The organism is Bradyrhizobium sp. 2TAF36 (genome assembly GCF_052114925.1).
GTDB classification, from domain to species: Bacteria; Pseudomonadota; Alphaproteobacteria; order Rhizobiales; family Xanthobacteraceae; genus Bradyrhizobium; species Bradyrhizobium barranii.
The window spans coordinates 117,189-139,369 of sequence record NZ_JBFRFR010000025.1; the positions used below are offsets into that span (position 1 = coordinate 117,189).

Annotated in this window: 23 protein-coding genes and 2 pseudogenes; 15 read left to right on the forward strand and 10 right to left on the reverse strand. The window is 64.4% G+C overall.

Going from position 1 to position 22,181, the window contains the following annotated elements; genetic code table 11:
• Positions 1 to 7 precede the first annotated feature (7 nt).
• The 4 genes from AB4Z51_RS16245 (at position 8) to AB4Z51_RS16260 (ending at position 1,293) form a co-directional block, all read left to right on the forward strand.
• Positions 8 to 175 carry a hypothetical protein gene (locus AB4Z51_RS16245; RefSeq protein ID WP_166101541.1) on the forward strand — a complete coding sequence of 56 codons (168 nt, stop codon included), beginning with the start codon at positions 8 to 10 and terminating at the stop codon, positions 173 to 175.
• Positions 176 to 327: 152 nt separating this feature from the next.
• Positions 328 to 843 carry a septal ring lytic transglycosylase RlpA family protein gene (locus AB4Z51_RS16250; protein WP_085401556.1) on the forward strand — a complete coding sequence of 172 codons (516 nt, stop codon included), beginning with the start codon at positions 328 to 330 and terminating at the stop codon, positions 841 to 843.
• A 111-nt stretch (positions 844 to 954) separates the two neighbouring features.
• Complete coding sequence (locus AB4Z51_RS16255) at positions 955 to 1,110, forward strand: hypothetical protein (protein WP_014493103.1); 156 nt, start codon at positions 955 to 957, stop codon at positions 1,108 to 1,110.
• A gap of 6 nt (positions 1,111 to 1,116) precedes the next feature.
• Positions 1,117 to 1,293, forward strand: coding sequence for a hypothetical protein (locus AB4Z51_RS16260; protein WP_167767957.1), 177 nt, complete (start codon positions 1,117 to 1,119; stop codon positions 1,291 to 1,293).
• Positions 1,294 to 1,432: 139 nt separating this feature from the next.
• On the opposite strand, the gene AB4Z51_RS16265 is transcribed toward AB4Z51_RS16260, so the two are convergent.
• From AB4Z51_RS16265 to AB4Z51_RS16275, 3 genes are all read right to left on the reverse strand, one after another.
• On the reverse strand, positions 1,433 to 1,738 hold the full coding sequence (locus AB4Z51_RS16265) for a hypothetical protein (RefSeq protein ID WP_014493104.1): 306 nt from the start codon (positions 1,736 to 1,738) through the stop codon (positions 1,433 to 1,435).
• A gap of 111 nt (positions 1,739 to 1,849) precedes the next feature.
• On the reverse strand, positions 1,850 to 2,122 hold the full coding sequence (locus AB4Z51_RS16270) for a hypothetical protein (RefSeq protein WP_063979744.1): 273 nt from the start codon (positions 2,120 to 2,122) through the stop codon (positions 1,850 to 1,852).
• 130 nt (positions 2,123 to 2,252) lie between these two features.
• Entirely contained in the window at positions 2,253 to 4,943 is a 2,691-nt protein-coding gene (locus AB4Z51_RS16275) for a flavin-containing monooxygenase (RefSeq protein WP_441497632.1), read from the reverse strand.
• A 262-nt stretch (positions 4,944 to 5,205) separates the two neighbouring features.
• On the opposite strand from AB4Z51_RS16275, the gene AB4Z51_RS16280 reads away from it, so the two are divergent.
• Both AB4Z51_RS16280 and AB4Z51_RS16285 read left to right on the forward strand, forming a co-directional pair.
• Positions 5,206 to 5,382, forward strand: a complete 177-nt coding sequence (locus tag AB4Z51_RS16280; RefSeq protein WP_231143017.1) for a hypothetical protein — start codon at positions 5,206 to 5,208, stop codon at positions 5,380 to 5,382.
• A gap of 81 nt (positions 5,383 to 5,463) precedes the next feature.
• Positions 5,464 to 6,936, forward strand: a complete 1,473-nt coding sequence (locus AB4Z51_RS16285) for a carboxylesterase/lipase family protein (protein ID WP_441279943.1) — start codon at positions 5,464 to 5,466, stop codon at positions 6,934 to 6,936.
• Positions 6,937 to 6,943: 7 nt separating this feature from the next.
• Here AB4Z51_RS16285 and AB4Z51_RS16290 read toward each other — a convergent pair whose 3' ends face one another.
• Positions 6,944 to 7,123 (reverse strand): hypothetical protein, encoded by a 180-nt coding sequence (locus tag AB4Z51_RS16290; RefSeq protein WP_014493109.1) that lies wholly within the window; start codon positions 7,121 to 7,123, stop codon positions 6,944 to 6,946.
• A 160-nt stretch (positions 7,124 to 7,283) separates the two neighbouring features.
• On the opposite strand from AB4Z51_RS16290, the gene AB4Z51_RS16295 reads away from it, so the two are divergent.
• Positions 7,284 to 8,078 carry a DODA-type extradiol aromatic ring-opening family dioxygenase gene (locus AB4Z51_RS16295; protein ID WP_441497633.1) on the forward strand — a complete coding sequence of 265 codons (795 nt, stop codon included), beginning with the start codon at positions 7,284 to 7,286 and terminating at the stop codon, positions 8,076 to 8,078.
• Positions 8,079 to 8,594: 516 nt separating this feature from the next.
• Entirely contained in the window at positions 8,595 to 9,491 is an 897-nt protein-coding gene (locus AB4Z51_RS16300; protein ID WP_441497634.1) for a phosphorylase family protein, read from the forward strand.
• 108 nt (positions 9,492 to 9,599) lie between these two features.
• On the opposite strand, the pseudogene AB4Z51_RS16305 reads toward AB4Z51_RS16300, so the two are convergent.
• The 4 genes and pseudogenes from AB4Z51_RS16305 to glgC form a co-directional block, all read right to left on the reverse strand.
• Positions 9,600 to 9,986: pseudogene (locus AB4Z51_RS16305) on the reverse strand (nucleoside deaminase); the annotation flags it as partial.
• Positions 9,987 to 10,239: 253 nt separating this feature from the next.
• Positions 10,240 to 10,500 carry a SemiSWEET transporter gene (locus AB4Z51_RS16310; protein ID WP_028150382.1) on the reverse strand — a complete coding sequence of 87 codons (261 nt, stop codon included), beginning with the start codon at positions 10,498 to 10,500 and terminating at the stop codon, positions 10,240 to 10,242.
• A gap of 246 nt (positions 10,501 to 10,746) precedes the next feature.
• Positions 10,747 to 12,207: a glycogen synthase GlgA gene (glgA, locus tag AB4Z51_RS16315; RefSeq protein WP_063981658.1), complete on the reverse strand. Its 1,461-nt coding sequence runs from the start codon at positions 12,205 to 12,207 to the stop codon at positions 10,747 to 10,749.
• Positions 12,204 to 13,466, reverse strand: coding sequence for a glucose-1-phosphate adenylyltransferase (gene glgC, locus AB4Z51_RS16320; RefSeq protein ID WP_063981659.1), 1,263 nt, complete (start codon positions 13,464 to 13,466; stop codon positions 12,204 to 12,206). The genes glgA and glgC overlap by 4 nt, the downstream gene beginning before the upstream one ends.
• Before the next feature lie 337 nt (positions 13,467 to 13,803).
• Between glgC and AB4Z51_RS16325 the strand changes: the two genes are divergently transcribed.
• Positions 13,804 to 14,283: a hypothetical protein gene (locus AB4Z51_RS16325; RefSeq protein WP_063981660.1), complete on the forward strand. Its 480-nt coding sequence runs from the start codon at positions 13,804 to 13,806 to the stop codon at positions 14,281 to 14,283.
• Between the two features lie 128 nt (positions 14,284 to 14,411).
• Here the strand turns inward: AB4Z51_RS16325 and AB4Z51_RS16330 are convergent, their stop codons facing one another.
• The gene (locus tag AB4Z51_RS16330; protein WP_441497635.1) at positions 14,412 to 15,392 is read right to left on the reverse strand and encodes an ABC transporter substrate-binding protein; all 981 of its coding nucleotides are present in this window, start codon (positions 15,390 to 15,392) and stop codon (positions 14,412 to 14,414) included.
• A gap of 475 nt (positions 15,393 to 15,867) precedes the next feature.
• Here AB4Z51_RS16330 and AB4Z51_RS16335 point away from each other — a divergent pair, with 475 nt between their 5' ends.
• From AB4Z51_RS16335 to AB4Z51_RS16360, 6 genes are read left to right on the forward strand one after another with little or no spacing between them, the layout of a single operon-like run.
• Complete coding sequence (locus tag AB4Z51_RS16335) at positions 15,868 to 16,971, forward strand: ABC transporter substrate-binding protein (protein WP_063981661.1); 1,104 nt, start codon at positions 15,868 to 15,870, stop codon at positions 16,969 to 16,971.
• The gene (locus AB4Z51_RS16340) at positions 16,949 to 17,971 is read left to right on the forward strand and encodes an ABC transporter permease (RefSeq protein WP_441497636.1); all 1,023 of its coding nucleotides are present in this window, start codon (positions 16,949 to 16,951) and stop codon (positions 17,969 to 17,971) included. Before AB4Z51_RS16335 ends, AB4Z51_RS16340 begins: the two co-directional genes overlap by 23 nt.
• On the forward strand, positions 17,965 to 18,765 hold the full coding sequence (locus tag AB4Z51_RS16345) for an ABC transporter ATP-binding protein (RefSeq protein WP_441497637.1): 801 nt from the start codon (positions 17,965 to 17,967) through the stop codon (positions 18,763 to 18,765). The genes AB4Z51_RS16340 and AB4Z51_RS16345 overlap by 7 nt, the downstream gene beginning before the upstream one ends.
• Entirely contained in the window at positions 18,759 to 19,931 is a 1,173-nt protein-coding gene (locus AB4Z51_RS16350; protein ID WP_135214149.1) for an acyl-CoA dehydrogenase family protein, read from the forward strand. The genes AB4Z51_RS16345 and AB4Z51_RS16350 overlap by 7 nt, the downstream gene beginning before the upstream one ends.
• A 29-nt stretch (positions 19,932 to 19,960) precedes the next feature.
• Positions 19,961 to 21,061 carry an LLM class flavin-dependent oxidoreductase gene (locus AB4Z51_RS16355; RefSeq protein WP_441497638.1) on the forward strand — a complete coding sequence of 367 codons (1,101 nt, stop codon included), beginning with the start codon at positions 19,961 to 19,963 and terminating at the stop codon, positions 21,059 to 21,061.
• Complete coding sequence (locus AB4Z51_RS16360) at positions 21,058 to 21,996, forward strand: ABC transporter substrate-binding protein (protein ID WP_441497639.1); 939 nt, start codon at positions 21,058 to 21,060, stop codon at positions 21,994 to 21,996. The genes AB4Z51_RS16355 and AB4Z51_RS16360 overlap by 4 nt, the downstream gene beginning before the upstream one ends.
• A gap of 79 nt (positions 21,997 to 22,075) precedes the next feature.
• Here the strand turns inward: AB4Z51_RS16360 and AB4Z51_RS16365 are convergent.
• A pseudogene (locus AB4Z51_RS16365) lies at positions 22,076 to 22,181 on the reverse strand (IS110-like element ISMex17 family transposase); the annotation flags it as partial.

The window sequence follows — 22,181 nt, forward strand, 5'->3', positions numbered from 1 at the left end:
CGGGTCCATGATGTGCACACTGACGCAACGGGAACTCGACTTTCTCGCCAGTCTGAAAACCGGCTGGCGGCGGCTCTATCGGCGCGAGCTGATGCGGCTCCTGAAGGGTGACACCGAGGCGAGCGACGCGCAGCTGGAGACGCGCCCGATCGTCTGGCGTGTTGTATCGGGTTAGTTTTTCGCGAGTCTGGCTCGACTTAGGACACGCCACTGTGGTGGAATCGCCACAGCCGGCGCGAAACGGTCGTGGCCCTAAGCCTGCTTTCCTTCAGCCAAGGTTCTGCCCTCATTGCCCGCCGAAACTCCGGGCAGTTCGGAGGGCGTACCATGTCTCGCATTGCACGTGCCGAAAGTGCCCGAATTTCCCTCGCAAGCTCATGCCGGTTGCTGCTCGCCATCGTCGGTGCCGCATCGCTCGCCGCCTGCGCACAATCGCCGGTCGGCCGCCAGAAGGCCGATCTTGGCACCAATCGGCAGGCTGCAGTCCAGCGGCCCCATAGGGTAGCGGCCTTGCATCCGCGTCCGATCAGCCGGGTACGCGTCCCCGACCGTGACGCAAAGCAAACCGCTTCGCACGGCGTTGCCAGCTTCTATTCGGACACGGAGACCGCGAGCGGCGAGAGGTTCGACAAGAACGAATTGACCGCGGCGCATCCCAGCCTGCCGTTCGGCACCAAGCTGCGCGTCACCGATGTCTCCTCAGGCCGCTTCGTGACCGTCAGGGTCAACGATCGCGGGCCCTATGTTCGTGGGCGCGTGGTCGACATCTCGCCGTCCGCGGCCGAGGCGCTCGGCATGGTCGACAAGGGCATCACCAATGTCCGGCTCGACGTGGTGCGATAGAGATTGATTGACTTGAGCCGCCCCGCTTAACCGAGTGTTAGTCGCCCTGGCGCACCATGAGTGCCCAAACAAGTCGGGGCTCCAATTTGGAGTCCTCGGGGGAGGCGGCGTTTGAACACGATCCAGTATCTCGAAGATCAGGCCGCGCGCGCCGAGCGGCTCGCCAAACGGATCACGGATACGCTGACGATCGAAAAGCTCCTGACCTTCGCCGGCGAACGCCGCCGCGAAATCGAGGTCATCGCCGGCAAGTATCGGCGCGCCTGATAAACCATGCACTGGACGCATTCGCCCTCGCTGCGAGGCGCGGAACTTCTGTTCGTCTCTGGCGTCAAGTCATTGATGAATGTGGAGGAGGAAGTCATGGGTTTTGGACGAGGTGCTTTGCTTTGGCTGCTTGGCGTGCCGCTGCCGATCGTTCTGCTGCTGGCATTGTTCTGGCACCACTAGAGCATGATCCAGAAAGCGTGACGTGTTTTTTCCGATAAGATCACGTATCAAACAATGATGTTGCCACACGAAAAGCGCCGCGGAAGCGGCGCTTTTTTTTGCCTGCGATTTGAGACGTATCAACGAGGACGAGGCGCGGTCAGCTATGGCTCTCGACGAAGTCGCTGAGATAGTCGGGAAGCCGGACGCCATCGATGTCGCAGCGCGCCTTGATCTCGCCGGCGATTTCGGTCGAGATGTCCTTCATCCAGTGTTCGAGCGTGTTGAACGAGATCACCTTGATCGGATCGTTGAAGCAGCCGGCGACGAGCTCGCCGATCGTCGCTTCAAGATCGCTTCGTTCGATGCGGATTTCAGTCGCCTTGTCGCGGCGATCAATCACCACGAACAGGGTCTGGTCTGCGCCATAGGGCACGACCGCGGATGGTACGCCGGCTTCAAGCATCTTGGGGCTCTCGTCTCGACTTCCGATCCCGGTTAACGGGAAAATCCGGTAGAAGGTTCCTGCCTCGTGAAAAGCTTGTCGCGCGCGTGCAGCTTCCGCGTCTGCACGCAATCAGAGAAATTCTCTCAACCGCGATAGCTCGATGACATGCTCGGGCGAGAGGATATCGGTGACCAGCGGCGGCTGCGCAATCGTGTGAATCTCATAGAGATGCCTGGTCGTGGCCGGCTTCTCCATGAAGGCCGATATGCACTGGTCGAGCGTACCTTCGCTCACCTGATAAGAATCCCTGTCCGGTCGGCGCTGGTTCGCAAGCGACGGCCATTTATGCAGGGTTGCAGGCGCTCCGAAATCGACCTTTGAATCCGCAACCACGTCTCCCATCGTCCCTCACGCAACAAAAATTGCCCCAACACGCGGATCTGCGTGCCGGGGCCCACACCTATCACTGCATCTTAATGCCAAGCGCTTAACGCAGCAGCCGGGAAAAGGTTCCCGGCCGCCTTGTCGCAAATCAGCTCGCGGCCGCCGCGATTCTGTGGCCCGGGCTGGCATGATCGTGGCTATCCTCATCGCCGCGGCTGACTTTCGGCGGAAGCCCGGCGAAGCGCCGCAGGGCTTCGGCCATCTGCACCCGACCCGCTACACCGGTGATCACCACGTCGACCATCGCAAAGGACGAGTGGAAATGGCCGCGCGCCCTGAGCTGCTCGACCGGGACGCCGGCGGCCGACATTGCCTCGGCATAGGCGATGCCCTCGTCGCGCAACGGGTCGAATTCGCAGGTGACGACCAAGGCCGGCGGCAGGCCGGCGACGTTGCCGCGCAGCGGCGAGACGCGCGGATCGGTGCGGTCGGCCGGTGAGCAGTAGAGGTCCCAGAACCAGTACATCAGCGAGCGCGTCAGGAAATAGCCGGTCGCATTGTCGTTGTAGGAGGGCCGGTCGAAGGTGCAGTCGGTGACCGGGCAGACCAGGAGCTGGCCGGCGATCTCAGGCCCGCCGCGATCGCGCGCAAGCTGGCAGGTGACGGCGGCGATGTTGCCGCCGGCGCTCCAGCCTGCGACCAGCACCGGGCCCGGCCTGCCGCCAAGCTCGGTCGCGTGCTCGGCGATCCAGCGCGTTGCCGCATAGCCGTCCTCGGCTGCGGTCGGGAAACGATGCTCGGGCGCGTGGCGATAGCCGACGCTGACGAACATCATGCCGGTCCGCCGCACCAGATCGCGGCAGAGCGGCTCGTCCGATTGCTCGTCGCCGAGCACCCAGCCGCCGCCGTGGAAATAGACCACGACCGGATGGGGCCCCGGCGTTGCCGGCTTGTAGATCCGGTAAGGCAGCGGGCCGTCCGCGCCGGGCAGCGTGCCGTCGACGATTTCGCCGATCGGCCGTCCCGCGGGCCGGCCCTTGTTGAACTCGTTGACGAAGGCGCGTGCGCCGAGCGCGCCCATCGACTCGATCGGCGGCAGGTTCAGCGATGCCAGCAGGTTCAGCACCAGCCGCACATCAGGCTGCAGGCATACCACCTCGCCGTCGTTGCATTGCGCGGCGCCGTTGGGGCCGGTCAGCTTGAAGCCGAGCATGCCGCGGGCCGTGACCTCGTCGCAAATGCTACGATAGGGGCCGACGCCGCCGGTATAAGGCATCAAGCCCTGCACCTTGCCGGGAACGTTAGCGCCCGTGTACCAGGTGTTGGCGAGCCGGTGCAGGGTCACCATCGAACAGTCCGTCATGTGCCGGCCCCAGCCGGCCTGCGCCGTCTCGGTCGGCTCGATCGTGGTGAAGCCGGCGTCGCGCAGCGCAGCGACGCGGTCGACGACCCAGTCGACATGCTGCTCGATCGACACCGCCATGTTCGACAGCACCGACGGGCTGCCGGGCCCGGTGATCATGAAGAAGTTGGGGAACCCTTCGACCGTGACCCCGAGATAGGTCTGCGGCCCCTGCGCCCAGACATCGGTCAGCGACTTGCCGCCGCGTCCGGTGATCGGATGCACGGCGCGGATCGCGCCGGTCATGGCGTCGAAGCCGGTCGCGAACACGATGACGTCGACATCGACGCTGCGCCTGGCCGTCGTGATGCTGTTCGCGGTGATCGCCTTGATCGGCTCCTGGCGCAGATTGACCAGCGTGACATTCGGCCGGTTGTAGGTCGCGTAGTAATTGGTATCGAGGCAGGGGCGCTTTGCGCCGAAGGGATGGTCGTGCGGCATCAGCGCCGCCGCCGTCTCCGGATCCTTCACGGCCGCGCCGATCTTCTCGCGGATCAGTTCGCCGATCAGCGCATTGCCGTCGAAGTCGACGCCCTGGTCGGCCCAGAGCTGGGTCAGGATGTGGACGAGGTCGCCGGCGGCCCAGGCGCGTTCGAACCGCTCACGACGCTCGGCATCGCTCAATTGCCAGCTCACGACGGTCTGCTGCGGATAGGGCACGCCGGTCATCGACTGTCGCGCCTGCTCGCGATAGGCCGCGCGGTCGCTCTGGAAAATATCCATGCGATCGGACGGCGAGGGGCCGTTATGCGCCGGCAGCGCGAAGTTTGGCGTGCGCTGGAATACGGTCAGATGCGCGGCCTGCTCGGCGATCAGCGGGATCGACTGGATGGCTGACGAGCCGGTGCCGATCACGGCGACGCGCTTGCCGGCGAGATCGACGCCGTCATGCGGCCAGCGCCCGGTGAAATAGACTTTGCCCTCAAAATCCTTGACGCCGTCGATCTCGGGCGGCTTCGGCGCGGAGAGGCAGCCTGTAGCCATGATGTAGTGGCGGCAGGAGACCGGCGTGCCGCTGCTCGTGGTGAGCTGCCAGCGCTCAGTCGCTTCATCCCACTTGGCTTCGGTGACCTTGGTCTTGAAGCGGATGTCGCGGCGCAGATCGTAGCGGTCGGCAACGAAGCCGAGATAGCGCAGGATCTCGGGCTGGGTCGCGTATTTCTCCGACCAGGTCCACGCGTTATCGAGCTCGGGATCGAAAGTGTAGCTGTAGTCGATGGTCTGGATATCGCAGCGGGCGCCGGGATAGCGGTTCCAGTACCAGGTGCCGCCGACATCGCCGGCTTCCTCGAGGGCGACCGCCGTGAGGCCGGACTTGCGCAGGCGATGGAGAAGATAAAGGCCGGCAAATCCGGCGCCAACCACGGCAACGTCGACCTGTTGGGTTGTTCCACTCGCCGCTTTGGACTCACGTGCGGCGACCATTGCGTCTGGCATGGTATTCCTCCCGTGTCTTTTGTTTTGCCGGCAGGCTATCGCCGCAGGCTTGGCTTGTCATCAGGACAGGTACAATCTTCGGTAGTTGTTTGCGGCACCATCGTGGCCGCGCGAAGGTTGCGGCGATACACGCACCGCGATGCACAACCGCCGGGATTGTCCGGGCTAATCAGACCACATCCTTCTGTGTATGCTTGCGGTTACAAGCCACGCGTACCAACCGGACGTCATGACAGAGTTGAGCGAGCGGACGAAAGCCAACATGGACGTCGTCCTAGAGCAGACGTGCCGCCAATTGCCGCACGGCGGCGATCACGACAGCCGCAGGTTCATCGCCGAACGCCTGATCGAGGCGGCGCAATCGGGCCATTCCACGCTTGGTGAGCTCGGCATCGTCGCACGCCGCGCGCTGGCGGAGATCGTCGCCAAGGGCGGTTAGCCGGCGCCGCCGAGCTTGCCTCATCGCGGGCCGCAGACGTAACCTGTCAGGGAACCTTTTGGCGCATCGAGATCCCCCAGGATGCGGCTGCAGTCTGCGCTCGTTGTGGCGTCTTCACTCCTCTGCTGGGACGGTGCTGCCGTCGCTCAGGCCGTCGGGCAGTTTCCGTTCGCGCTGACGCGTGAAGGACAGATGCTCGGCGCCGTCGAGGGCGAGGTGGCGTCGTTCAAGGGGCTGGCCTACGCGGCGGCTCCGGTCGGCGCACTGCGCTGGCGCCCACCGCAGGTAACGGCCGAGAACCCCGAGATGCGCACCGCCTATGAGTACGGCGCGCCATGTCTTCAGCCCTCGCTGCCTGATACGAGCGAGGACTGCCTCACGCTCAACGTATTCCGTCCCTTCGGGGTCGACGGCCCGCTGCCGGTGATGGTCTTCATCCATGACGGCGGCTTCGTCAGCGGCACCGCGAACGATCCGCTGTTCGACGGTGCAAAGCTCGCGCAATCCGGCCTCATCGTGGTCACCGTGAATTATCGTCTCGGCGCGCTCGGCTGGCTCGCTCATCCCGCGCTGTCGGAAGGTGGCTCCGGAAATTACGGCCTGATGGACCAGATCGCGGCGCTGCACTGGATGCACGACAACATCGCAGCCTTCGGCGGTGATCCGAACAATGTCACCTTGTTTGGCAGCGGCGCAGGCGCGACGTCGATCGCGCTGCTGATGCTGTGCGCGCCATCGCGCGACCTCTTCCAGAAAGCCATTCTGCAATCGCTGCCCGGCCGCGCGCGCCTGCGCCCGGTGCAGGAGGCGGAGGCCATGGGCCGGCAATTCGTGGCGGCGCTTGGGCAGGAGGCGGATTTGCGCGTCGCCGCGCCGGCGCGGCTGCTTGCGACCGAACAAAAACTGCTCGCCAAATCCGAGCGCAGCTTCGCGCCCGCGATGGATGGAATCCTGGTGCGCGAAGACGTGGCCGCGGGATTTGCGGCAGGGCATGAAAGCCGCATTCCACTCATGATCGGCTCGAATGACGACGAGACGCGTTTCGACGGCGAGCGGGAGATCAAGGAGACGCTGGCGTCCTCCGGCGAGAGCGGCGATGAGCTGCGCAAGCTCTACCCTGACATCGCCAGGCCATCGGAGCGCGCAGCCAAATTCTATACCGACAAGGTTTTCTCCGAGCCGGTCAGGCTGCTTGCCCGCCTCCATGCGGCAACCGGTGCGCCAACGTTTCGCTATCGCTTCGCTTACGTGACCGAGGCCCGGCGCACAAATCCCGACGAAGGGCACGGGCGCGAGTTGCAGTTCATCTTCGGCGCGGAAGGCGTGCCCGGCGCGGGACCGCTCACATGGGGGGATCGCGAGGTCGCGACCCGCATGCGCGGTTACTGGATCAACTTTGCGAAGACTGGCAATCCCAACGGCCCGGACCTGCCGCATTGGGACGCGGCCGCAGACCGCGATCGCCTGCTGCTGATCACGAACGATCGCATCGCGAGCGGCGACGACCCCTGGTCGGATCGCCTGGACCGGCTTGCAAGTGAGAGCAGAAAATGAGTTGGGCTTAGGCCGCGAGCTCGACGCGCGGCGCCGGGCTCAGCCGGTGTTCTTCCAGATGGTCCATCGCGCCGTCCTTCTCGACGGCGTAGAACTGCTGGCCGTCCTTGGACCTGTAGGCGGCGCGAACGACGCCACGGCGGCCCTTGTCACTGTTGACGACGTCCCCCAGCGCAAACTTCTTCATCTCACGTCTCGCTTGTCTTCAGGCCGACTCCTTCGGCCACGGCCGGATTGTGGGCGGCAAATCGTTAACGACTTGCTAACCATACCGGTTTGCCTATGCTCGCCGCCGTTCGCGCGGGCAGCTCGCACGCGCATGTTGTCAACGAGACGAGCCGGCATCCATGACGCGATTTCCAACCCTCTTCCTGTCGCATGGCGGCGGCCCCTGGCCCTTCATGGAGGACCGGCGGGTGCAATATGCCAAGACGGCCGCGGAGTTCGGCCGGCTGCCGCAGCTTCTCCCCGAGAAGCCCAAGGCCGTGCTCGTCATCACCGGCCATTGGGAGGCCGACGCCTTCACCGTGTCGACCTCGGCGCATCCGCCGATGGTGTACGACTATTACGGTTTCCCCGAGCATACCTATCACCTCAAATATCCGGCGCCGGGCAAGCCCGAGCTCGCTGCGGAGGTGAGGGCGCTGCTCGAGCACGCCGGCCTCGATTGCCGGGAGGATCCCAATCAGGGTTTCGATCACGGCACCTTCGTGCCGCTCGGCCTGATGTATCCGAACGCGGACATGCCGATCGTGCTGCTGTCGCTGAAGTCGAGCTACGATGCGGCCGAGCACATCAAGGTCGGACAGGCGATCGCATCGCTCCGCGACGAAGGCATCCTGATCGTCGGCAGCGGGCTCACCTATCACAACATGCGCGGCTTCAACCGGCCGGAGTCCAAGCCGGTCTCGTATGATTTCGAGGCCTATCTGAACGAGGCAATCAGCAACCCGGATGCGGCGCGCCGCAACGCGATGCTGGTCGACTGGGAGAACGCGCCGAGCGCGCGTCTCGCGCATCCCCGCGAGGACCATCTGCTGCCGCTGATGGTCGCGGCAGGTGCCGCCGGCAGCGACGCGGGCAAGCGCGTCTTCGTCGACGAGGTCGCGAGCGTCGCGATGGCGTCGTATGTGTTTGGATGAATCGTAGGGTGGATTAGCGCAGCGTAATCCACCATCGAGCCGCAATGAAGGTGGTGGGTTACGCTGGCGGACTGCGCTTCGCGCAGCCGCGGGCTAATCCACCCTACGGGGTTCCGACTAAAAATGTCGAAAACAACCCCATGCACAGTAGAACGGCCCAGCAAATAGAATGGCTTAGCAGAGTACTTTTGCCGGGCAGGATACGCGAGCGGTATTTCGACGGGTTTGACACGTCGGGCAAAACAGCGGCAAAATTCGATCATGGCACCGCTCTCGCTGAAGCACAGCGATTCACGGTATTTGCGAGGAGTCCGCTTTGGGTTCGTTGCGCCATTGAAGGTGCGAGTCTCCGCCGCGATCAGGCGGCAGCTGTGGTGTCCGAGGCACAGTTCTCCAACAACTGGCTTCCAATCGGGAGGCCGGTCGATTTTGTCTAGACGGACAGTGCTAGTGCCGGCTTACTCTTGATTGTCCGAGTCTGGAAATACTTCGGTTTCAGGATTATCGACGCCTCTGATGACGCTGCATGTCACGGTCAACGACGCTCAGACTGGCGCCCCCCGCTGTGACGTGAAGGCGGTCATCGCCGTCGTTGGACTTGCGATCGAGGCCAGAATAGCCGGCGCGCCAGCGATGATCGCTGAAGGTGACCGGACCGCCTTTGACTTGCGTGACGCCATCAGACATGGCGCGCGCGGCATTATAAGTTTCGGGGTGTGCGGCGGGCTAGACCCGAAGCTCCGACCAGGTAACATCGTCATCGCCTCGTCGGTATTTGCCGCGAAAGATGAAGCTTATCCAGCTGACCTCCCCTGGGCCGAGGAACTCATTCGGATGATCCCGGGTGCCAGCTACTCTGCGATAGCTGGTGTCGCTTCCCCGATGACAAGTCTTGAAGAGAGACGGGATTTCCATGGCATCACCGGGGCGGTTGCCGCCGATATGGAGTCGCAGATCGTCGCTCGAATTGCTTCCGAACTCAGAATTCCCTTTGCCGTCTGTCGTGTTGTTCTAAACCCCGCTCATCGAAAACTTCCGAGGGCAGCGCTCATAGATATCGGGCCAGCAGGTAAGCCTGAACTGCGCAAGATTGGACGTTCGCTTGTTCAAGACCCGGGGCAACTCCCTGGTCTTGGCCGGCTCGCCGTTGACTCCGTCATGGCGGTGATGGCTTTGCGCAGCGCCAAGCGACGGCTCGGAGCTCACTTTGGTTTCCCGCACCTGTGTTCACGAGACCGATTCCACCGGCGCGGCCAAAATATCCGCCAGCGCGTTCCAGGAAAACGTTGGCCGAGGCGCGCCCGCGTGGCACGAAGTCTGCTCGGCCGCTCGTCCGAAGCAGCCTCGTCGTCTCATAAATCGCCAGGCGAGCGGGTTCCAGTCGCGCCAAACCTGCTCGGCCCTTTGGGATAGCAAGCCCGAGACGATTTCCGGCGCAGGTCCGAAGACCTCAGGCAGTTTGCTCGACAAACTGTTGTCCGACAGAACGTCCCATCTCGAAAATCCGCCCATGATCGGAGATGAAATGGCGAACACCACGCGACCAATCCGCGCCTCCCGTGCCGGGAAAGAACACATTGGGCAAGGTTCGACGATTGAATACARGGTGCAATCCGACAAACGCTTTTGTTTTAGAATCTTCTGCGCCTCTGAAAGAGCCACGAGTTCCGCGTGTCGCGTCACGTCGCATTCCGATGAAACGTGGTTGGTCGCTTCCGCGATGACCTGTCCTCGAGACGCGATTACGGCGCCGAATGGCAGCTCTCCTTGCTTCACCCCTTGCCGAGCGAGTTCGAGGCACCTTTCCATCATTCGCAGATCTTGGACGTCAACTTCTGATCTACTCATAGGCGCCCCCTTGGGAACGCGAGATCGGTGTTGAGAATGCGTATGTCGCCGCCCCTTCATATTACGGCGGCGTCGTAGCGACGAAGAATGTTTCCGGCGCCGCTACGGAGGCGGCTCCTGCGGCCTGRCATATTGGCAATTAAGCAGCGGGCTACAAACAGTCTGACTTGATCTGGATCAAGGACCGTTACCTTTCAGGTACCGCACGGACCACACGATGATCGATTGTCTATGTCCGCTCCGGGGCCCCTCGAAAACAGACATCCCGGATTTTATGGGTACACGCGCCAATCCGTCCTACGTAGCTTCAACCTCACCCATACCTCAGCTTCATGAACAGGATACCGCCGGCGAGCACCATGGTGATGGCGTTGGCCGCGACCAGCGGGGCGTCGCCAGAGAGCAGGCCGTAGATGAGCCAGAGCGCCAGGCCCAGCACCATGACCAGGAACATGCCGAGCGAGATGTCGCGCGCCGAGCGGGTCTTCCAGACCTTGATGAACTGCGGCGCGTAGGCGACGGTGGTGCAGGTTGCGGCGGCAAAGCCGATCAGCTTGATCGCGAAAGGGTCCATGCCGGCTCTATAGCATGGATTCGACGGCGGCCGTGCTTCTGGTGCGGGCATTTGGCGGCGGCCCGCGCGCGCCTCGTCCTTCGAGACGACCGCTCTGCGGTCTCCTCAGGATGAGGCTAAGCAGCATCGGTGCCGTCGAAATTGCTGCCGCGTACTCCGCCCTCATCCTGAGGAGCCCGCGAATGCGGGCGTCTCGAAGGATGGGCCGCAGGGAAGCCGCTATTCACATGCGGCARCCCTGCCGCCTCAGGTCCGGCGCGCCGCCATGAGATCGCGATAGAGCACGGCATAGTCGCCGGCGCGGTTGCGCCAGGAGACGTCGGTCGCAAGGCCGCTCAATTGCAGCCGGCGCCAGGTCGCCTTGTTGTGGAAGGCGGTGTTGGCCTTGCGCAGCGTGCCGGTGAGGGCCTCTACGGTGACGGGCGCGAACTTGAAGCCGGTCGCGTCGCGGTCCGATGTGTTGGACTCGCCGATATCGACGATGGTGTCTTCGAGGCCGCCGACGCGCGACACGATCGGGACGGCGCCGTAGCGCAGCGCGTAGAGCTGGGTCAGGCCGCACGGCTCGAACCGCGAGGGCACGATGAGGGCGTCCGATCCGGCCTGGATCAGGTGCGCCAGAATCTCGTCATAGCCGATCACGACGCCGATCCGCCCGGGGTTCGCGCGGGCGACGGCCTGATAGCGATCCTGGAGATCGCGATCGCCGCTGCCGAGCAGCGCGAGCTGCATGCCGTCGCCCAAAATGGTCGGAATGGCCTCGAGCAGGAGATCGAGCCCTTTCTGCCAGGACAAGCGGCTGATGACGCCGAGCAACGGTGCCTCGTCCGAGGAATCGAGATTGAACTGTTGCTGAAGCACCGCCTTGTTCGCGGCGCGGAACGTGAGGTCGTCCGCGCCGAAGCGGTAGGCGATGTGCGGATCGGTTTGCGGATTCCACACGTCGGTGTCGATGCCGTTGAGGATGCCGCTCAGCACATCAGCGCGCTCGCGGAGCAGGCCGCCGAGCCCCATGCCGCCTTCATCGCTCTGGATCTCCTGCGCATAGGTCGGGGATACCGTGGTGATGCGATCGGCGAGTTGAAGCCCCGCCTTGAGGAAGCTGATGCCGCCGAAATATTCGAGGCCGTGAACGTCGAACGCCGCCTCCGCGGGCAGGCCGATCGCGCTTGTCAGCGTGCGATCGAACTTGCCCTGATAGGCCATGTTGTGGATGGTCATCACGGTGCCGGGGCGCGGCCCGCCGTCATAGTGCAGATAGGCCGGCGCAAGCCCCGCCTGCCAGTCATGGGCATGGACGACATCCGGCACGAACGCGGGCACGAGGCCGTGGCCGATATCGGCCGCGATACGCGACAGTGCCGCGAAGCGCACACCGTTGTCCGGCCAGTCGACGCCCTCAGGGGTGACGTACGGATTGCCCGGTCGCGCGTAAAGATGCGGCACGTCGAGCACGAACAGGTCGAGGCCGTCATGCGAGCCCGCGAGCAGGCGGCCCGGGCCGCCGAAATAATCCGGCCAGCGCCGGATTTCGCCGGCTCCCCCCAGCATCCGCATCACGTCGGGATAGCCCGGCATCAGCGTGCGCATCTCGACGCCGTGCGCCTTCAGCGCAAGCGGCAGCGCGCCGGCGACATCCGCGAGGCCGCCGGTCTTGACGATCGGGTAGACTTCGGAGGCGACCGCGAGGACGCGAACAGGCGTCATGTATTGAGCCTGTCGAGCATTGTCTGGGTGATGAGCGAGATGCCCTGCTCGGTGGTGCGGAAGCGCTTGGCGTCGAGCTCCGGGTCCTCGCCGACGACGAGCCCCTCGGGGATTTCGACGCCGCGGTCGATCACGACGTTCTTCAAGCGAGCGCCGCGAGCGACGTTCACGTAGGGCATGATCACGGCGTTCTCGACAGTGGCGTAGGAGTTGACGCGCACGCCGGTGAACAGCAGCGAGCGGCGCAGCGAGGCGCCGGAGATGATGCAGCCGCCCGAGACCAGCGAGCTCACGGCCTGGCCGCGCCGGCTCTCCTCGTCATGGACGAACTTGGCGGGCGGCGTGATCTCCGCATAGGACCAGATCGGCCAGGCGCGGTCGAACAGGTCGAGCTCCGGCACGACGTCGGTGAGGTCGATATTGGCCGCCCAATAGGCATCGACCGTGCCGGCATCGCGCCAGTAGGCGCGGGGATCGCTGCCCGAGCGTACGCACGAGGTCGAGAATTGATGCGCGATGGCGCGGCCGTTCTTGACGATATAGGGGATGATGTCCTTGCCGAAATCGTGACTGGAGTTCGTATCCTCGGCGTCGCGCTTGAGCTGGTCGAACAGGAATTTCGTATCGAACACGTAGATGCCCATGCTGGCGAGCGAGACGTCTGGTTTGCCCGGCATCGGCGGCGGATCCTTGGGCTTCTCGAGGAACTGCTGGATCCAGCCGTTCTCGTCGACATGCATGATGCCGAAGCCGGATGATTCCTGGCGCGGCATCTCGAGGCAGCCGACCGTGACGTCGGCGCCGCTGTCGACATGCTGGCGCAGCATCACCTCGTAGTCCATCTTGTAGATGTGATCGCCGGCAAGCACGACGATGAAGCGTGCGTTGTGCGACTCGATGATGTCGATGTTCTGATAGATCGCATCCGCCGTGCCGACATACCACATGTTCTCCGAGACGCGCTGACTGGCCGGGAGGATGTCAAAGCTCTCGTTACGTTCGGGGCGGAAGAAGTTCCAGCCCATCTGAAGGTGCCGGATCAGGCTGTGCGCCTTGTACTGGGTCGCGACCGCGATCCGGCGGATGCCGGAATTCACCGCATTGGACAGCGCGAAATCGATGATGCGGGACTTGCCGCCGAAATAGACCGCGGGCTTGGCGCGCCGGTCGGTCAGTTCCAGGAGCCGGCTGCCGCGTCCGCCGGCCAGGACGAACGCCAGCGCCTGACGGGCAAGCGGCTCGGGTCTCGCGGCACTCATGTCATCCTCCCACAACTCTGGCGCTTTGCGAGAAGCCTCCCGGCCGCGCACATTGGAACCGATAGTAACGGTACGAATAGTAAATCGGGAAGGTGCTTGYTGGTTGCGAACGCCCGGGAAGCTTAATGCTTTGCTGTGGCCTGTGGCTCCGTCGCACCGGTGTCATGTCCGTGCGGGCGCCGGCGTTGGCCGGACCACAATCGAGGCATGCGCGGGCATTCTTGTGCGGTGCACGCAATGCAGGCTGTGACTTTCGGAGGCTTTGACTTGGGGCAAGGATGCCCGATCATGGCCTTGCGATCCTTTTCCAAACGAACGTCAGACAGGGAGCAAGAGGATGAGTATCTGGAAAACCGCAATTGCCTGTTCGCTGGCGGGCGCGGTGATGGCCGGCCAAATCGAGCAGGCGGCAGCGGCTCCGCTGCCGACCAACGTCGCGACCATGAAGGCCGCCGTTGGTGACGATGTCACCCCGGTGTATTGGCGCGGCCGTGGCTGGGGATGGGGCGCAGGAGGCCTCCTCGCCGGAGCAATCATCGGCGGTGCCATCGCGAGCAGCGCGCCCTATGGTTACTATGGCGGCGGCCCGTATTACGGCGGTTATGGTGGTTATGGTTATGGCTCGGGCTACGGCTATGGCTACGCTCCGTCCTATGGCTATGCGCCGGCCTATTACGGCGGCTACGGGCCGAGCTATGGGTATGGCGGCTACTACGCGCGTCCCAGCTACTACGGCTATCGAGCCTATCGTCCATACTACGGCCCTCGCTACGGCTACTACCGGCCGTACCGGGCCTATGATCGCGGATATTGGTAAGGACCCTGCGCGGCTAGAGCGAGAGCCACACGATCAGGCTCATGCAGGCGAGATGCGCGAGCACGATCGCGGCGAGATGCAACGGGCCGGCCTTGAGGCTGGACTTGCGCATCCCGCCGCGCCCCGCGCTAGTTTGACCCCGCGGCCGCGGCTGTAAAGCTGCGGTCGACGGCTTTGCTCACGTCGAGCGTCTTCGGCGGGATGCCGTAGCGCGTCGAGCGGTCGGAGGCTTCCTGCACCTCCTTCACCACGTTCTGATCGATCACGATCGGGCTGGTACGCTGCGCGGTGTAGGCCGACAGCAGTACGTCCTCCGGCAGTTTTGTCAGCTCGGCCGTGCTCTTTGCGTATTCGGCAACATGATCGAGCGACCACAGCCGTGCCTTGTTCAGCCGCTGCACGAGGTCCTGCACCACCGCGCGCTTGGTGGCGATGGCGTTGTCGGAGGCCACGATGAAGGTGATGGTCGGCGTCAGGCCTTCGCCGTCGGCGATCACGCGGGCCTTGTCCTTCAGCGTCGCGAACGAGACGTAGGGCTCCCACACGGCCCAGGCATCGATCGAGCCGGCGACGAGTGCGATCTTGGCGTCGACCGGGCCGAGCGGCGCGAAGGTCGCGTCCTCCAGCTTGATCTGCGCCTTCTCCAGCGTCGCGTCGATCAGGAACTGGCCCCAGCCGCCGCGCGTGCCGGCGAGGCGTTTTCCCTTGAGGTCGGCGGCCGACTTGATCGGTGAATCCTGGCGCACGAGGATCGCTTGCGTCTTCGCATCCGACTTTGTGCCGCCGATTGCCTTGATCGGCGCGCCGGCCGCATAGACCGAGAGAAAGGAGAGATCGCCGGTGTAGCCGACGTCGAGCGCGCCGGCGTTCAGCGCCTCCAGGATCGGAGCGGCGGCAGGGAATTCCGACCATTCGATCTTGTAGGGCAGGTCCTTCGCATAGCCGGAGATTTCGAGCAGCGAGCGGTTGCCGCCCTTCTGGTCGCCGACGCGCAGCACGACGGTGTCGGCCGCGAACGAGGCGGCAGCCGTCGACAAGGTGATGGCTGCGGCGAACAGCGATGCTGCGAGCCGGCGTGTGATGGAATGGTCGTCGAAGTTGATGCTCATTTGGCCTGTCTTGTTGCTTTGCTCACGACGCGTGAGCGAGCGATGCAGCGAGACGATCAAGTCTATGACGGCGCGATGCGCAGTCAATGAAATGGCTATCCGTATTGCAGATGCGTCGGGCAATGACGTTTCAGCGCAGCGCCGCTTTCGAGAACGCACCGCGTGCGCGGCGGGTGATGCGCAAGAATGATGCAGGCTGCGGAGTCGCGGCGCATCCTTGCAAGATGATGCAGCAACAAAAATCGTTTCATCGCTGTCCCATGCGCTGATGGAGAGAATGACCTCGCTTCGCGCTACATTCGAAATTCCATTTCATTGACGATGCGGCGGGCGCGCCGCATGATTTGCGCATCGCATCAATCGGCGTGGTAAGCGCCCGCGAAAATTATTCTCTCAACGCAGCTCCACATGGAACATGCGCAACGCGAGACGTTGCGTGAATGGCGGAGCTGTGCCAGCGCAGGAGTGGAGACTGATGGGCAACGACAACAAGGGCAGCGGATCGGGCATCGACCGGCGTCATTTGCTGCAGGCGGGGCTTGCGGCGGCATTCGCCGCGCCGCTTGGTGCCTTTGGTGCAGCCCAGGCCTTTGCGCCACAGGCGATCGCGCCCGGTGTCGATCTCTCTGAGTTTCCGCTGTGCCGGACGGCCGCGGATGGCCCCGTCCTCACCGGCGCGCCGCGCAAGCTGAAACTCTCCTGGAACGCCGGCGCGGTCTGTCTCGCCCCGGTGCCCGTCGCCATCGAGCACGGCTTCTTCCAGAAGCACAATCTCGACATCGAGCTCATCAACTATTCCGGCTCGACCGACCAGCTGCTCGAGGCGATCGCAACGGGAAAGAGCGATGCCGGGCTCGGCATGGCGCTGCGTTGGCTGAAGCCGCTGGAGCAGGGCTTTGACGTCAAGATCGCCGCCGGCACCCATGGCGGCTGCATGCGCGTCCTGACCCGCGCCGACTCCAACCTGAGCAAGCTCGCCGACCTCAAGGGCAAGATCGTCGCGGTCGGCGACCTCGGTGGCCCCGACAAGAACTTCTTCTCCATTCAGCTCGCCAAGCTCGGTATCGACCCGGTCAAGGATGTCGACTGGCGCGCCTATCCCGGCAACCTGCTCAACGTCGCCGTCGAGAAGGGTGAGGTGCAGGCTTTCCTGTCATCCGATCCGCTGGGCTATCTCTGGCTCAAGGACAGCCAGTACAAGGAAGTCGCCTCCAATCTCGACGGCGAATATCGCGACAAGAGCTGCTGCATCCTCGGCCTGCGCGGCTCGCTTGTGCGCGAAGAACCTCAAGTCGCGCGCGCCCTGACGCAGGCGCTGCTCGATGCCGCGATGTTCACCGCGCAGAACCCGACCGTAACGGCGAAGTCGTTCCAGCCTTATGCGCCGAAGACGGCATCACTCGCCGATATCGAGGGCATGGTGCGCTACCACACCCACCATCATCATCCCGTCGGTGAAGTGCTCAAGCGCGAGCTGAAGTCCTATGCCGACGATTTGAAGAGCGTCCAGGTCTTCAAGCAAAGCACCGATACCGCCAAATTCGCGGAGCGCATCTATGTCGACGTATTCGCTGTCTGACGGCCTCGCCTCCGGCGCGCCGCGCCTCTCGCGCGCGCCGGTTCTTGCGAGCTGGGTCCGGGAATCCGGCGTCGGCATTCTCGCCAGCGTCGCGTGGATCGCGTTCGGCCTGTCCTGCCTGTGGTGGGAGGATGTCGGCGACTGGTCGCGGACGCATTCGCTCGGCATCGCCGCCTTCATCGTTGCCGCAATCGCCTTGTTCGGCACCGTCGGCGCCGACTACCTCGGCTCCGCCGGTAAGGCCTTGCGCCAGCGCGCGCCCTGGCTCGTGGCGCTCGGCGCATTCCTGACGCTGTGGGAAGTTGCCACCGCAAAATTCGCCTGGCTGCCGCTGCCGTTCTTCCCGCCGCCGCAGTCGATCATCGAGGTCTATATCGACGATCTGCCAAAGCTGCTCGACAGCGTCTTCGCCTCGGTCAAGCTCCAGCTCGGCGGCTACCTGATCGGCGCCACGGTCGGCTTCCTGACCGGCGTCTCGATTGGCTGGTCGCGCGCGGTCGGCTATTGGGTGCATCCGGTGCTACGCTTCATCGGCCCGCTGCCGGCGACCGCCTGGCTGCCGATCGCCTTCTTCACGTTCCCGTCGAGCTGGAGCGCCTCGACCTTCCTGATCGCGCTCGCGACCGGCTTCCCGGTCACCGTCTTGACCTGGTCTGGCGTCGCTAGCGTCAGCAACGCCTATTACGACGTCGCACGCACGCTCGGCGCAAAGCCGTCCTTCCTGGTGCTGAAGGTCGCGATCCCTGCGGCACTCCCGCACGTCTTCGTCGGCCTGTTCATGGGCCTCGGCTCGTCCTTCGCCGTGCTGGTCGTGGCCGAGATGATCGGCGTGAAGGCCGGGCTCGGCTGGTACCTGCAATGGGCGCAGGGCTGGGCCGCCTACGCCAACATGTATGCGGCGCTGATCGTGATGTCGCTGCTCTGCTCCGGCGCCATCACGCTGCTGTTCGCCATCCGCGATCGCCTGCTGGTCTGGCAGAAGGGGACCGTGAAATGGTAGCCGCAACCGCACTGGCCGAAATCGCGCCCCCGCCGGCCGCCGGCGCCGCGCTCGACATCGAGCAGGTCAGCCACGCCTTCGACATCGACGGCACTGAGCTGCCTGTTCTCAGCGACGTCAGCATCTCCGTTGAGCCGGGCGAGTTCGTCGCGCTGCTCGGCCCCTCCGGCTGCGGGAAGTCGACCTTGCTCCGGCTCGTCGCCGGCCTCGACAAGCCCAAGGCCGGAACGCTCCGCGAGGACGAGGTGCGCATCACCCGCCCGCATCCCTCCCGCGTCGTCGTGTTCCAGGATCCGACCCTTTTTCCCTGGCGGTCGGTCTGGGACAACGTCGCCCTGGGCCTCGAGGCCCAGGGCATTTTGAAGAGCCAGCGGAAGCGTGTCGATGACGCGCTCGATCTCGTTGGGCTGTCGTCGTTCCGCAATGCCTATCCGCATCAGCTCTCCGGCGGCATGGCGCAGCGCGTCGCGCTCGCCCGCGCGCTCGTGAATGATCCAAAAATCCTGATCCTCGACGAGCCGCTCGGCAAGCTCGACTCGCTGACCCGCATCACCATGCAGGCCGAGCTTGTCTCGCTCTGGCAGCGCAAGGGCTTTACCACGCTGCTGGTGACGCACGACGCAGAGGAGGCTTTGGTGCTCGCTAACCGCGTCATCGTATTCAGCGACCGCCCGGCGCGGGTGAGGGCCGACATCCGTGTCGACCGGCCCTATCCGCGCCATCGCGGCGATCCATATCTCGCGGATCTGCGCCGCCAGATCTTAGGTCTCTTGGGATTAGATGCCACATGGTGACTTCTTTAGCCAAAGGGCTCACCGCCCATAGTGAGCCAGACTACATCGCGCGCGCCGAGGCGCTGGCCGAAGGCTTTGCTGCGCGCGCAGCCGAGCATGATCGCGCCGGCAGCTTTCCCTTCGCGAATTTTCGCGAGCTGTCCGAGGCGGGCCTGCTGTCGCTGACGGTGCCGGCCGTTCATGGCGGGGCCGGAGCGGGCGCACGGTACACCGCGCGCGTCATCGGCATCATCGGCAAGGCCGATTCGTCGACCGCGCTGGTGCTGTCGATGCACTACATCAACCATCTGGTGATGGGGCGCAGCCCGACCTGGCCGGCGAAGCTCTCGCGCAAGCTTGCGCGTGAGAGCGTCGAGGGCCTCGCGCTCGTCAACGCGCTCCGCGTCGAGCCCGAACTGGGCTCGCCCGCGCGCGGCGGCCTGCCGGCGACGATCGCACGGCGCACCGAGACCGGCTGGCGCCTGACCGGTCACAAGATCTATTCGACGGGATCGCCGATCCTGAAATGGTATCTGGTCTGGGCGCGGACCGACGAAGCCGAACCGCGCGTCGGGCAGTTCCTGGTGCCGGCTGGACTGCCGGGCACCCGCATCGTCGAGACCTGGGATCATCACGGCCTGCGCGCCAGCGGCAGCCACGACGTCATCTTCGACGACGTCGTGATCCCGCTCGATGCCGAGGTCGATGTCCGCAATCCCCAGGAGTGGCGTGCGCCCGACGTTGCGCAGGCGACGGTCCACACGGTGTTCGTCGCCGCGATCTATGACGGCATTGCCCGCGCCGCGCGCGACTGGTTCGTCTCGTTCCTGAAGCAGCGCGTCCCCGCCAGCCTCGGCGCGCCGCTTGCGACCTTGCCGCGGGCGCAGGAGATCCTCGGTGCCATCGAGGCCAGGCTCGCAGTCAATGCGCGGCTGATCGAGACGTTCGCCCGCGACTTCGACGACGGTGTCGCTCTCTCCACCGGCGAATCCAACGTCATCAAGCTGACGGTGACCAACAACGCCGTTGCCGTGGTCGAGGATGCACTATCGCTGACCGGAAATCACGGCCTGTCGCGCGCCAATCCGCTGGAGCGGCACTATCGCGATGTCTTGTGCGGCCGTGTGCACACGCCGCAGGACGATGCCACCCGCACCGGCCTAGGCCGCGCCGCATTGGGCCTCTAGCTTTCAGGAAAACAAACAGGGAGACGATCATGTCGATCGAGTTCATCGGCTTCATCAGCAACAACAATTCGTCCGAAACCGTCGTCCGCGAGGGGCCGGTCCTCAACCCCACCCATATCGAGACGGTGGCGAAGGCGCACGAAAATGCCGGCTTCGACCGCGCCCTGCTGGCGTTTCATTCGACGACGCCGGACGCGCTCCAGATTGCCCAGCACGTGCTGGGCGTCACCGACCGCCTCAATGTGCTGATCGCGCAGCGGCCGGGCTTCACCGCGCCGACGCTGCTGGCGCGCCAGTTCGCCGTGCTCGACCAGTTTTCCCGCGGCAGGGTCGCCCTGCACGTCATCACCGGCGGCAATGCGACCGAGCTTCGGCAGGATGGCAACACGCTCGACGACAAGGACGAGCGTTATGCCCGCACCTCCGAGTTCCTCGATGTCCTCAAGCTCGAATGGACCAGCGACAAGCCGTTCACCTACAAGGGCAAGCACTACCAGGTCGAGAACGCGTTCTCGCAGGTGAAGCCGTATCGTCCCGAGGGCATCCGGATCTATTTCGGCGGCGCTTCGGATGCGGCGATCGAGGTCGCCGGCAAGCATGCCGACACCTTTGCACTGTGGGGGGAATCCTACGCCCAGGTGCGCGACGTCAGTTCCCGCGTCCACAACGCGGCGGTTCGTCAGGGACGGCCGACGCCGCGTTTCAGCCTCTCGGTGCGGCCGATCATTGCCCCGACCGAGAAGCAGGCCTGGGAGAAGGCGGAAGAGATTCTGGCACGTGCCACCGCGCTCCAGGACAAGACCGGCTACCGCAAGCCCGCCGACGGCCATGCCACGGCCGGCGCGCGGCGCCTGCTCGCGCTTGCCGACCAGGGCAGCCGCATCGACAAGCGGCTGTGGACCGAGATTGCAAAGCTCACGGGTGCCAACAGCAACACCACCGCGCTGGTCGGCACGCCCGAGCAAGTCGCCGAAGTGTTCGGCGATTATTACGATCTCGGCATCAGCCACTTCCTGATCCGCGGCTTCGATCCGCTGATCGACGCCATCGAATATGGCCGCGAGCTGATCCCGCTGACGCGCGAGCTGGTCGCCAAGCGTCAGGCCGTTCGCGGCGAGGCGGCGGAATGATCCGCCTCATGCTGGCCGGCGCGCTGCTGCTTGGTTCGTTCGAGCTTGTGGCGGCGCAAACCACCTTGCGCGTTGGCGACCAGAAGGGCAATTCGCAGGCCGTGATGGAAGCGGCAGGCGTGCTCAAGGACGTGCCTTACAAGATCGAGTGGAAGGAGTTTCCGGCAGCGGCACCCCTGCTGGAAGCGCTCAGCGCCGGCGCGATCGAGACCGGTATCGTGGGTGATGCGCCGTTCACCTTCGCCGCCGCCTCCGGCGCGCCGGTGAAGGCGATCGCCGCGATCCGTCAGACCCGCGAGGGGCTCGCGATCCTCGTGCCCGAGAATTCGCCGATCAAGAGCTTCGCCGATTTGCGCGGCAAGAAGATCGCGACCGGCCGCGGCTCGATCGGCCATCAGCTGATCCTCGCCGCGCTCGAGAAGAACGGCTGGAGCGCAAGTGATGTGCAGATCGCGTTTCTGGCGCCGTCCGATGCCAAGATCGCCTACACGCAAGGCTCGGTCGATGCCTGGTCGACCTGGGAGCCGTATGTGAGCCAGGAAGAGGTGCTGTTCAAATCGCGCCGCGTCATCACCTCGGAGGGTCTGACGCCGGGGCTGAGCTTCCAGGTCGCACGGCCCGACGCGATCCGCGACAAGCGCGCGGAGCTGACGGACTTCATCCGGCGCCTCACGGCGGCGCGGGCGTGGTCGCTGAGCAACGTCGACAGCTATGCCGCGACCTGGGGCAAGCTGATGAACATCCCGACCGCCGTACCGCAGAACTGGCTGTCGCGCGCAAAGATCCGCATCGCGCCGATCGACGACGGCGTGGTCGCGGACGAGCAGAGCACGATCGACCTCTATTTCCGCTGGGGCCTGATCAAGCAGAAGCTCGATGCGGCCGAGATCGTCGACCGTTCGTTTGCGGATGCGATTGCGAAGGCGGGGCTGTAGTGCGCGCTTTCCCTCTCCCCTTGTGGGAGAGGGTGGCTCGCCGCGTAGCGGCGAGACGGGTGAGCGACTGTGTTCGCTGTCAAGCGGGTTGCCATGGTGTTTTCGTCCTGATCATGACATTGAGGATGGTCAGCAGCTTGCGGGCGACGGCGATCAGGGCAACGAGCTTCGGCTTTCCATTGGCC